The organism is Pseudobutyrivibrio sp. JW11, assembly GCF_900115355.1.
Lineage (GTDB): Bacteria > Bacillota > Clostridia > Lachnospirales > Lachnospiraceae > Pseudobutyrivibrio > Pseudobutyrivibrio ruminis.
Genome location: NZ_FOWB01000001.1, coordinates 299705 through 311744 on the forward strand (window position 1 = coordinate 299705; position 12040 = coordinate 311744).

Genomic DNA, 12040 nt, shown 5'->3' on the forward strand with positions numbered 1-12040 from the left:
CGCCTTACACTTATATAGCCGTAAAAAAGATGAGATTATTACAGTTTAATAAAAAAGAAAGACTAAAGAGAAATAAAAGCAGCCAGGCTACCTCTATTTGCACCCATGATTCGATGGGAATAAAAAAGCTTAGGATTGCAGCGTGTGCAGTAATTTGTGGTTTCGATGTGGTCTTCAGGAATGCCTGCCTCAAGGAAAACGAGGCGGCATGCAGCCCACAAATCTAGCATGTATTTATCTTTATCATCTGGATTAAAAGTAGATGGGCGGAGTAATTCGGACTTATGCTCCTCACCAAAAGCTTTTATAAATTCATTGGCAACATCTGCGCTTACTTCATAGCAATCATTGCAAATGCTTGGTGCGATTCCACATAGGATATCATTTTTATCGCAGCCAAACTCGGCACACATTTTTTCGATGGTGACTTTGCCAATTTTACCGACTGTTCCGCGCCATCCAGAGTGAGAAAGTGCAACCACTTCTTTTACAGGATCGTAGAAAAACAAAGGAACGCAATCAGCATAGAATGTCACAAGTGGCATATCTTTTACATTTGTAATGAGACCATCTACATCATCGTAAGGGAGTGGTTTGGTAAGTCCATTTCCTGCATCCTTTTCATCAACTACAATTACATTAGTTGTATGAGTCTGCTTTGAAAGACACATACGGTCATAATTCATATCTAACGCATTTGCGATACGATGATAGTTTTCACGTACGTTTTCATCGGAATCGCCTCGATTAAATCCTAAATTCAATGAATCGAATACACCTTCACTTACACCGCCGATGCGAGTGGAAAAACCGTGCTTAACACCAGCTTTCTTGAAAGAATCAAATGTAAGAAAGGAAACACCATTTTTATTTTCTAAGTTCATATTTAAACCGCCTTTTTATCTAGATACTTTACAATTGAGTATAGCATATAGAGATTTGAAAAGCAGAATAATAGATATTTGAATTTTCTGAAAATCAACCGATAAAAAGTAAGCTTTGCAACTTTAAAAAACTGTATTGACTTATAGGGGGTTATCCTATAGAATACATTTTGTTGTTGAGGAAACAACAGATATGCGCGAGTGGCTCAGTTGGTGGAGCACCACCTTGCCAAGGTGGGGGTCGCGGGTTCGAGTCCCGTCTCGCGCTCTAATTAATTAAAAAGGACATATCCATTAGGATATGTCCTTTTTTAATTAACGAGGCCCATACGGGCCTCGAAGGTTCGAGGTCTCGCCTGCCGGCTCGGTCGGTGCTTCTGCTTCGCAGAGGTGTCCACTGGACACCCGCACCCCGTCTCGCGCTCATTTAGTAAGTGTCTAATTGGGAAAGCAGTTCCAGATTATATTTTTCGTATTCATTAAAAACGCTGTCATCAAAGTCTGATGCTTGTACTTCTGGAAGGTACCAGAGTTGTGTGAGGTAAAAATTGTTTAAATCTTCATCTGTAAAAATATAACCATGTCTGGCATAGATTTCATTTTTTGCTAAATGAATGATCACAGGTGGAACATTTTCAAAATCAGTTGCTTGATAATATTGGGTATCTGTATTAAAAAGTGGATAGCAATCTACAGAGATATCAGTGCATTCGCAAACTACTTCCTTATATCTTAAGAAATCAGGATAGTATGAAGTTTCGTCTTTATAGTGACTTCGTTTATCAATCTCAGCTAGAATCTGTTCCTCGGTCCAATCGTCATTATATTTATTTAAAGTAGTATCGGTGGTAGTTTGAGAGTCATTGTCCTGCACTTTAATAAGATCATAATGCCCATTAATTCCATAACCTATCACGTTGTCTTCTGACAGGACAAAATCTTCCACATCAATAGTAATGGTATTGTCTTTTAATTGGATTAATAGTGTTCCGCTGTTATCCCAACCATCATCTGTAAATGCATATGTACAAGTTCCATTTACAATTGTGCCAGTGATATTGTCGACTTCGGCAAATCTATCAAACGAGCTTGTTTGTGTATAGAGAGAAGCGTTTGTTATTTCGTTACCTTGTATTTCAATATTAAACTCAGCACCACTATCTGTTATGCGAGAGCCATCAGTAGACCATAAGCCTACATAATCAGAGTAGTCTTCAGTGCTAGAGTTTGAACTGGATGACTCATCATTGGTTGGCGAGCTAGTAGCATTATCGACTGTGTTTTCTTTTAATTCTTGTGAGTTGGTTTCTCCACTAGATTGATTGCATGCTGAAAGCAACAATGTGCTAGCAATTATTAATAGAATAAGCTTTCTTTTCATTATTTAGGTCCTCCGATGATGCGATGTTTTTATAGTGCAAACCTTATACTAGCACTGGGATTGAATTATAGTCAATATATCTAGTACTGTGGCTTTTTATGCTTAATAAGTTTTTTGTATAGAGATTAAACATTTATCCTGCCTATAGTGTGACCAATAGGTTTTGAATATCTATACAAGGCAAAGATTTAATAGTTACTGTGGAATAGAATTTTAAGGAGTACAGTTTTTTTGAGTAAAAGTATAATTTTTACTGTAGGATCATAGGATAATAGTGATTTGTTATATAGTTTGAGAAAGGTTTACTTTCATATAATAAAGAAAAATGGTTTATATGAGAAAGAGTGTGGCGTAGTTACGCCACACTCCTTTTTAAAATACAGTGATTTTAAAAGTATTTGTTGATTTAACTGTATTGTGTGAATTCCCACTGTTCCCAAGCAGATACACTCAACAATAATCAACTAAAATGTAAAAATAGTCTCCTCACAGGAACAAATAAAACTAGCATCAATACAAAGTTGGATACGCAATGGACTAAGTCCCAAGGAATGCCTGCAATCCACCATGGGAATGCAGTGTTTATGGCTGCTGTTAATCCTCCGGAGAAGAGCCCAATTGCAAAATATGTTAGCGAACAAAGTGCTCCAAAACATAGTCCGAATAATCCTGAAAAGATTGCCCAGAATACAGGTGATTCTTCTTTTCTAAAGAGCCAGGCCAATAACACAAGCAGTGGCCATATATACATATACATTATCCACCAGGTATTCATGCCATAGATGGCACCTTCCACTAGGATAAATGCAGGGACCACTGCAACAATTTTGCGTCCGAAAAAGAGTGTGAACATTATCAGCCAAAATGTTGTAAGTTCCACATTCGGGGCAAAACTAAGAACTGCTTTGCAAACTTCAATTAATGCAATCATCATTCCGATGAGGGCGATATCTTTGGTTGTAAATCTACTGTCCATATTACTGTGCTAATTCGTAAGTCCATGTATATGTGTCGCCATCAGCTACTGGCTGCTGATTAGCGCTATACTGGCCGTATTCTCCGTTAACATATAATGCCCAGTATGCATTGTCTTCTGCATAGATAGCCTGAGTTCCGTTAATCACTTCTACCATAAGTCCGTAGTCACCATCCTGGCCGCTGAAAGAAAAACTATCATCAGATTTTGCCAACTCATCCATAGCATCCTTTAAATACTCTGCGTCAGTATGTACATCGTATGTTGTTGATTCTCCGTTATTATCCACAACTTCAATTACAATTGACTTTGCACCTTCAGTAGGCTTTGCACTGAATTTGTTATAGCAAAGTACAAATACTGCGATTAAAGCAACAAGAGCAACAGCTCCAATTATTATTTTCTTTAAACTTTTCTTTTCCATAAGAATCTCCTTAGCTTATTATTGGCTATAGTTTAACAGATTGCAGGCGATTAATATACAGGAAAGAAAAAGCTGTATGCCGTCATTTGACACATACTACACACTATGCTAGAATTCACTCCGTTGTACTTTGATAATTGAATAGAGGTCAAGAAATCCATGTATTTATTCCTCGTTTTAGCGCCATGCACCAGGATGACTGGTTAACGAGGAGGAGGGATTATCGAAAATTCGGCGGGTGCCCTCCCGTGTTGCCTAACGCGAACGCATTAGCAAATATGCAGGTGACTGCAAAACAAAGATGATGCGATAGGTAGTTTTGAACTTTCACAGCATTGCTGTAATACATAGAAAGAATGAGGAATAAAATATGTGTGGAATTATAGGTTTTTTAGGAAATGATGCTTTAGCTAATATATTAGATGGATTAGAGCTTCTTGAGTATAGAGGATATGACAGTGCAGGAATCGCTATCAGACGTGAAAATGAAGGCGACTCACAGGTGTACAAGTGCCAGGGCAGAGTTAGCGACCTTAGAGGAATTGTTCCAGCTGAAGGTGCTGATTTTAGCTGCGGTATTGGTCATACCAGATGGGCTACTCATGGTGGAGTTTGCGATAAGAATGCTCATCCACATCGTTCGGGAAAGGTTACATTAGTTCATAACGGCATCATTGAAAACTATGCTGATTTACGTGAAGAATACGAGCTTGAGGATAAGCTTGTTACTGAGACAGATACTGAGGTTGTTGCAGCTCTTATTGATAAGCTCTACGATGGTGATCCAAAGAAGACAATCAAAAGAGTAATCAAAAAGATTAAGGGTACATTTGCGTTTGTAATCATGTTTGATGATAAGCCAGATGCTATCTACGCAGTTAGAAATGTTAGCCCTATCGTAGCGACAACTACTGATGAGGCGACTGTATTGTCTTCTGACCCAGCAGCACTTTTCAAGTATTCAAAGGAGTACTTTGTACTTGATGAGAGAATTATTCTTACAGCAAATCGTGATGGCATTTCTTTAGAAGATTTCGATGGTAATCCAGTTGAGCCAAATTACACAAAGGTTGATTGGGATGTTTCTGCTCCAGGAAAGCAGAGCTATCCATATTTCATGGCAAAGGAAATTGATGAGCAGCCAACTTGCATTCGCAGAATCTTAAGCAACTATCTTGTTAATAACGATATTGAATTTGGTTTCGGCGGTACATTAGACGATGCTTTAAAGAACTTCAATCGTATTTGCATTGTTGCCTGTGGTACAGCTTTGCATGCAGGTATTATGGGAGCTCAGTTGTTCAAGAAGTGGACAGGAATAAATGTTGATACAGAGATGGCTTCAGAGTTTATTTATTCTGATACTACAGTTGGCCCTGATACACTTTTTATTGCAGTTTCTCAGTCAGGTGAAACAATCGATACTTTAGAGGCCCTTAGAAAGGCAAAAGAAGCAGGTGCACTATGTCTTGCAATCTTAAATGTAAGAGGTTCATCAATCTCACGAGTTGCAGATTATACCCTTTACACAGATGCAGGCCCAGAAATAGCAGTTGCCAGCACAAAGGCATACACAACACAGATGTTGATGTTCTACATGCTTGCCCTTAAGTCAGGCCTTGTAAGAGGAACAATAACAGAGGAGTATTTTGAGGAAGCTACTAGCAACCTTAGAAAAATCCCTGATGCTATGGCAGAGGTTATCGGACAGAAGGATGCAATTCACAAATTAGCAAAAGAAGTAATCACAGCTTCTGATCTTTTCATGATTGGTAGAGGTTTGGATTACACAGTACTTATGGAAGGCGCCTTAAAGCTTAAGGAGATTTCTTATATTCATTCAGAGGCATATGCAGCTGGCGAATTAAAGCATGGTCCAATCGCTCTCATTTCAGAGGGAACTCCAGTTATCGCTGCTGTTACTCAGACACATTTGATTTCAAAAGCATTGTCAAATGTTAAGGAAATTAGAGCCCGTGGAGCAAACGTTGTGCTTATTGCAAAGAATGAATTAAAGGCTGATTTCTCTGATGAGTATCATGTAATAGGTCTTCCAGATTTAGATGACGAGTATATGTCATTCCCAGAAATCGTTGCTCTTCAGATTTATTCATACTACGTTTCTGCAGATAAGGGGCTTGATGTTGATAAGCCAAGAAACCTTGCAAAGGTAGTAACAGTTGAGTAATAGATATTTATATGGAATAAATATATGGATTTGACCAGAAGTACAACAAAGGTCCATGTCAAAATGACATGGACCTTAATTATTGCATATGAAATTAATTTAAAGTACCAAGATAATCCTGAATAGCTTCAGTAGTGATATCGTAATACTCGTATGTAGCATTTTCTTCAGCTGCTGTTGTAGCCTTTGTATAAATTGAAAAACCAATCCAAACAACAATAGCCAATCCAATAACGGCTACACAAAGGATGCTAAGAGCTTCCTCGATTTTCTTCTTTCTGATAATTGATCTACGATGCTCGCGCTCGTATCTTTTCTTATCTACCTTTTCTTGACTCATTTCTTCTCCTAGAACAGACCGTGATATTTCCAATAGGAACGGTCTGATATTAACAACTACAAGATATAGTAACGCAATTAACTTGGATTTTCAAGGAAATTTAGGCAGAAAGAGGTTACAACTAAATATTAACTAAAAACAGGAAAAGAACTATTCAAACCGCAAGATATTGTGGTAGAATTTATACTGAATATATTATAGACGTAGTCTAGGTAGTTTTACGAAGGAGATATAAGTTATGAGTAAAGCTGATGTGATTTTTAAAGAGATGTGCCGTGATATTCTAGAAAATGGCACAGATACAAAAGATGAAATTGTGCGCCCTATCTGGGAGGATACTGGCGAAAAGGCATATACAATTAAGCAGTTTGGTGTGGTCAATAAATACGATTTAAGAGAAGAGTTCCCAGCTCTTACTCTTAGAAAGACAGCACTTAAAACAGCTATGGATGAAATCCTTTGGATTTACCAGCGTAAGTCAAATAATATCAAGGATTTAAAGGGCCATATTTGGGATCAATGGGCAGATGAAGAAGGCTCAATCGGCACAGCATACGGTTATGTTGTAGGAGAAAAGTTTGAGTTTAAGGGCGAGATGATTGATCAGATGGATTATGTTCTCAAGCAGCTCAAGGAGACACCATATTCCCGCAGAATCATGACAAACCTTTATCAGTTCCATGATTTAGCAACAGGTCACTTGGATCCATGCTGCTATTCAGCTACATACAATGTTACAAAGGATAAGGACTCAGACAAGCTAGTTCTTAATATGGTTCTTAATCAGCGTTCACAGGATGTTCTTGCTGCAAACAACTGGAATGTTTGTCAGTATGCAATCCTACTTATGATGGTTGCACAGGTCAATGATATGATTCCAGGTCAGCTTATACATGTCATCGCTGATGCACATATTTACGATAGACACGTGGATGCTATAAAGGAATTACTTAGCCGCCCAGAGCTTCCAGCTCCAAAGGTTCGCTTGAACCCGGATGTTAAGAACTTCTACGATTTCACAACTGATGACCTCATCGTGGAAGGCTACGAGGCTGGCGAACAAATCCGTAATATTCCTATTGCGGTTTAGGAGGTGTGTATGAATTTAATTGTTGCAGTAGATAAGAATTGGGCAATCGGCAAGGACAACAAGCTACTAGTGAGCATTCCTGATGATATGAAGTTTTTCAGGGAGACTACTTCAGGCAAGGTTGTTGTTATGGGCCGAAAGACTCTTGAGAGCTTTCCAAATGGTAAGCCTCTCAAAAACAGAGTTAATATCGTTCTTACAAGAGACCCTAATTACGAAGTGAAGGATGCAACCATCGTTCATTCAAAGGAAGAGCTTGATGAAGAACTTAAAAAATATAATCAGGATGATATTTTTGTCATCGGTGGCGAAAGTATCTATCGCATGATGTTAAATGACTGCAAGCGAGCATTTGTTACATATGTTGATTATGCTTACGATGCAGATACATATTTTCCAAATTTGGACGAGCTTTCAGATTGGAAGCTTGCGGATGAATCAGAGGAGCAAACTTATTACGATATAGAATTTTATTTTAGAACTTATACACGTTAATTGGCACAACTTAAGAGGGTACTGACATGGCATTAAATATTACTGGAAGGAAGTTATTTGTTAAGGCACTTAAAGAAGAAGGCGTAGATACCATTTTCGCTTATCCAGGAGGCATGATTACTGACATCGTGGATGAGCTATACAAAACCGAAGGAATTCGTGTTATTTTGGGCCGTCATGAGCAAGCACTTGTTCATGAGGCGGAAGGCTATGCCCGCGCGACTGGGAAAACTGCGGTCGTCCTAGTTACTTCAGGTCCTGGCGCAACAAATACAATCACCGGTATTGCAGATGCTTATTATGACAGTATCCCTATGGTGATTTTTACAGGACAGGTTCCTCTTCACCTTATTGGAAACGATGCATTCCAAGAGGTAGATATTGTTGGAATGACTCGTTCAATCACCAAGTATGGCGTGACAATCAGAGATAGAGAAGACATGGGCCGTCTCATTAAAATGGGATTCCAGGTTGCTTCAACTGGCAAGCCAGGCCCTGTGCTTATAGATATTCCAAAGGATATTCAGGTTCAGACTGGTGATCCTGAGTACCCAGAGCATGTTGATATCAGAGGCTATCACCCTAATGAAACAGTTCATATTGGCCAGTTAAAAAAGGCTTATCGTTTACTTAAATCAGCTAAAAAGCCTTTAATCCTTGCTGGTGGCGGCGTTAGAATTTCTGGCGCTGAGAAGGAGCTTCTTGAGTTCGCTGCTAAAATGAATGTCCCGGTTACTACTACAGTAATGGGAAAGGGTGTTATGCCTGAGGACCACGAGCTTTTCATTGGCAATTGTGGTATGCATGGCCGCTTTGCTGCCAACAAAGCAGTTACAGAGTGCGATGTATTGTTCTCAATTGGCACACGTTTTAATGATAGAATAACAGGTGAGCTTGATGAATTTGCGCCAAAGGCAAAAATCGTTCACGTTGATATTGCTTCTGCATCTATTTCAAGAAATGTAGTAGTAGATGTACCTGTTACAGCAGATGCCAAAATCGCACTGGAGCGATTAGTAGAATATGCCGAGCCAATGAACACAGCAAAATGGCTTACAAAGATAAATGAGTGGGAGAGTGAACATCCTCTTTCAATGCCTGACACAAAGGTAGGCATTAATCCACAGCTTATATGTGAGAAAATCAATCAGGTATTCTTTGATGCAAACATCGTTACGGATGTTGGTCAGCATCAGATGTGGGCAACACAGTTTATCAAGTTAAGCGAGGGTCAGGAATTCATCACTTCAGGTGGTCTTGGTACCATGGGATTTGGTTTTCCAGCAGCAATTGGAGCGTCAGTAGGCAATCCTAAAAAGCCGGTTGTATTAATCACCGGTGATGGTGGCTTCCAAATGAATATGCAGGAGATGGCCACTGCAATGACTGAAAAGATTCCAGTTATTATATGTATATTTAACAATTCAAATCTGGGCATGGTTCGTCAGATGCAACAGTTATTCTATGGAAAGAGATACGAGATTACAGATCTTTCTGCATCAGATGGAAGTTATTATCCAGACTTTATAAAGTGGGCTGAAGGATACAGCTGCAAAGCTATCCGCGTTACTAATCAGGACGATGTATTGTCAGCGCTTGAGACAGCAAGGGCAAATACAGATGGCCCAACAGTTTTGGAATTTATTGTCTCTCCAGACGATTTAGTATTACCAATGGTTAAAAGTGGTACACCACTTAGTGAAATGATTTTGAAGTAGATGTAGAGGGGCTAACAATATGAAGAACAGATGGATTGCATTATATGTAGAAAATCAGGTTGGTGTTTTGGCAAAGGTTTCAGGATTGTTTTCAGCAAAGTCCTACAACCTTCAAACTCTCACTGTTGGTACGACAGAAAGAGACGATGTTTCTAGAATGACTATTTCGGTTAAAGCTGACGATGCCACATTTGAGCAGATTAAAAAACAGCTCAATGCTATGGTTGAGGTTATAAAAGTTATAGACTTGACCACTATGTCAATTCACATGAAAGAGATTCTTTATGCTAGGGTAAATGGGCTCAACAGTGAGTCCAAGACCGAAGCATTTCAAATAGCCAACGTATTCAATCAGGGAGGAAGCGTTAAAATTGTTGATATTGGCGCTGATTCAGTACTCTTTGAGTGTATGTTGACAGAGCGCAAGAACAATGAGATTATAGAACTACTCAAATCACGATTTAAGAAAATTGAAGTCACTCGTGGTGGAGCAGTAGCTGTAGAATCAATCAGCAGTTCTTGCAGATAATATATATTGTAGGAGAAATTAATGAAAAAGCTAAAAGGGAGTTTAGCGCTGCTTTTAGTGGTTAGTTTGTGCCTTTGTAGTACATCTGCCAGAGCTTCACAATCAGAGGTAGACCGATTAAAACAAGAGTCGGAAAATGCCTCACAGGCTGTTGATGATATCAACAATGCCAAGCAACAGGTAGAAGATGCAAAGGGACAGCTTGAGGACCAGGCAGATTCACTTAGTGGGCAAATAAGCGATTTAAATACGCAGATTACCACGGTATCAAGTGAAATTTCCGAAACGGAAGACAACATAGCACTTGTAGAAGCAGATATCGAATCTTTGAATGAAAAGCTTGAAACAACACAAGCTTCCTTGGATACACAAAAGGAAGCCATGAAGGCTCGCATTCAGTACATGTACGAAAACAAATCTACAAACACGCTTGTTAACTTTTTGGAAAGCGGATCTATTTCGGAGTTTTTACAACGTCTTGAATATATGGCACAGATTACAGCTTACGATCAGGATGCCATAGAAAAATACGAAGAAACTCAGCAGGAGTTGGAAGATACCAAGTCTGCTATCGAGACTAAAAATGACGAGCTTACAGCATACCAGGATACTCTTCAGAGCAAGAGGTCGGAGCTTGGTACACTTGTAAGCAGCACCACTTCAGCATTAAATACCACAAATTCTCAGATAGAGCTTACAGAGGCTGCTATCGCAGAATTAGAAAAACAGTTAGAGGAAGCAAAAGCATACGAGCAAAAGATTCAGCAGCAATATGAGGCAGCTCAGGTTGCATTGGCTGAAAAGCTTGCAGGTGAAACTGGTGGATATACGGGCGGTTACACCACCACAGACGAGGAAACACTTATCCTTGCTGCTCTTATTCAGGCAGAGGCAGCAAATCAGGGAGACGCAGGTCGTCTAGCAGTTGGTTCAGTTGTTATGAACCGTGTAGCCAGTTCAAAGTTTCCTAACACAGTTTCCGGTGTAATATATGCATCAGGTCAGTTTGCACCAGTAACATCAGGTCGTGTGGCTATGATTCTTGCAGAAGGGCCAAACAGTGCATGCCAATACGCGGCAGCTCAGGCAATTGCAGGAAACACAAATACAGACGCTTTATTCTTCTGTACATATTCGTATGCTCAGAGCTTGCACGAATCGCAGGTAGCTGCTGGGCAGTCAGGATTTTTAGATAGAACTTCGGGTACAGTTATAAATGCCCATTATTTCTATAATTATAATTAATAAAGGAGGTTTGTTTTATGGCAACACCACATAATGAAGCGAAAAAAGGGGATTTCGCCAAGACAGTACTTATGCCAGGCGATCCATTACGAGCAAAGTTTGTAGCAGAAAATTTCTTAGAGGATGTAAAATGTGTTAATACAGTTCGTAACTGCCTTGGTTTTACAGGAACATACAAGGGAGTACCAGTATCTGTAATGGCTAGTGGTATGGGTATGCCTTCAATCGGTATCTACTCATACGAGCTTTATGCTTTCTACGATGTAGAAAACATCATCCGTATCGGTTCTGCAGGAAGCTACACAGACAAGCTTAACGTTCTTGATGTAGTTATTTCTGAGAGTGCATATTCAGACAGCACATTTGCTAAGTACACAAATGGCGTAGAGGAGAAGACTCTTTACCCAAGCAAGAAGATCAACGATATCGCTATTGCAAAGGCTAAGGAGCTTGGTATCGATGCAAAGGTTGCAAAGGTACACTCTGCAGATCAGTTCTATACAGCACCAGAAATGGGTGGATGGCAGGCAGTTAAAGAGCGTTGCCAGTGCGACTGCGTAGAAATGGAAAGCTTTGCTCTTTTCAACAACGCAAACATGCTTGGAAAGAACGCTACATGTATGCTTACAATCTCTGATTCTTTCGTTACATCTGAGGAAATCCCAGCTGAGGATCGTCAGAAGTCATTCACAGAGATGATGAAGCTTGCGCTTGAAACAGCTATTGCGCTTTAATTTAATATGAGTATTATGAAGTCACTTTTAATAGTG

Annotated in this window: 12 protein-coding genes and 1 tRNA gene; 8 read left to right on the forward strand and 5 right to left on the reverse strand. The window is 39.5% G+C overall.

The features are described from left to right. Window positions 1–62 precede the first annotated feature (62 nt). Window positions 63–884 (reverse strand): peptidoglycan editing factor PgeF, encoded by an 822-nt coding sequence (pgeF, locus tag BM102_RS01325; protein ID WP_090478142.1) that lies wholly within the window; start codon window positions 882–884, stop codon window positions 63–65. Window positions 885–1079: 195 nt separating this feature from the next. On the opposite strand from pgeF, the gene BM102_RS01330 reads away from it, so the two are divergent. Then, window positions 1080–1152: transfer RNA gene (locus tag BM102_RS01330), tRNA-Gly, on the forward strand. Between the two features lie 159 nt (window positions 1153–1311). Here BM102_RS01330 and BM102_RS01335 read toward each other — a convergent pair. From BM102_RS01335 to BM102_RS01345, 3 genes are all read right to left on the reverse strand, one after another. Next, on the reverse strand, window positions 1312–2265 hold the full coding sequence (locus tag BM102_RS01335; RefSeq protein ID WP_090478144.1) for a YARHG domain-containing protein: 954 nt from the start codon (window positions 2263–2265) through the stop codon (window positions 1312–1314). A 460-nt stretch (window positions 2266–2725) separates the two neighbouring features. Beyond that, a complete protein-coding gene (locus BM102_RS01340; protein ID WP_044935842.1) occupies window positions 2726–3241 on the reverse strand; it encodes a hypothetical protein in 516 nt (171 codons plus the stop codon). 1 nt (window position 3242) lies between these two features. Next, window positions 3243–3665 (reverse strand): DUF4430 domain-containing protein, encoded by a 423-nt coding sequence (locus tag BM102_RS01345; protein WP_090478147.1) that lies wholly within the window; start codon window positions 3663–3665, stop codon window positions 3243–3245. A 370-nt stretch (window positions 3666–4035) separates the two neighbouring features. On the opposite strand from BM102_RS01345, the gene glmS reads away from it, so the two are divergent. Beyond that, on the forward strand, window positions 4036–5853 hold the full coding sequence (gene glmS, locus BM102_RS01350; protein WP_090478150.1) for a glutamine--fructose-6-phosphate transaminase (isomerizing): 1818 nt from the start codon (window positions 4036–4038) through the stop codon (window positions 5851–5853). 94 nt (window positions 5854–5947) lie between these two features. On the opposite strand, the gene BM102_RS01355 is transcribed toward glmS, so the two are convergent. Then, window positions 5948–6193: a hypothetical protein gene (locus BM102_RS01355; RefSeq protein ID WP_074790065.1), complete on the reverse strand. Its 246-nt coding sequence runs from the start codon at window positions 6191–6193 to the stop codon at window positions 5948–5950. A gap of 238 nt (window positions 6194–6431) precedes the next feature. On the opposite strand from BM102_RS01355, the gene thyA reads away from it, so the two are divergent. From thyA to deoD, 6 genes are read left to right on the forward strand one after another with little or no spacing between them, the layout of a single operon-like run. Beyond that, window positions 6432–7283 carry a thymidylate synthase gene (gene thyA / locus BM102_RS01360; RefSeq protein ID WP_074790067.1) on the forward strand — a complete coding sequence of 284 codons (852 nt, stop codon included), beginning with the start codon at window positions 6432–6434 and terminating at the stop codon, window positions 7281–7283. 9 nt (window positions 7284–7292) lie between these two features. Beyond that, entirely contained in the window at window positions 7293–7778 is a 486-nt protein-coding gene (locus tag BM102_RS01365; protein WP_090478153.1) for a dihydrofolate reductase, read from the forward strand. Window positions 7779–7804: 26 nt separating this feature from the next. Then, window positions 7805–9496 (forward strand): biosynthetic-type acetolactate synthase large subunit, encoded by a 1692-nt coding sequence (gene ilvB, locus BM102_RS01370; RefSeq protein ID WP_090478155.1) that lies wholly within the window; start codon window positions 7805–7807, stop codon window positions 9494–9496. A 19-nt stretch (window positions 9497–9515) separates the two neighbouring features. After that, window positions 9516–10025: an acetolactate synthase small subunit gene (gene ilvN / locus BM102_RS01375; RefSeq protein WP_033151614.1), complete on the forward strand. Its 510-nt coding sequence runs from the start codon at window positions 9516–9518 to the stop codon at window positions 10023–10025. Between the two features lie 21 nt (window positions 10026–10046). Beyond that, entirely contained in the window at window positions 10047–11270 is a 1224-nt protein-coding gene (locus BM102_RS01380) for a cell wall hydrolase (RefSeq protein WP_090478156.1), read from the forward strand. 17 nt (window positions 11271–11287) lie between these two features. Further along, entirely contained in the window at window positions 11288–12004 is a 717-nt protein-coding gene (deoD, locus tag BM102_RS01385; protein WP_033151613.1) for a purine-nucleoside phosphorylase, read from the forward strand. Window positions 12005–12040: the final 36 nt, after the last annotated feature.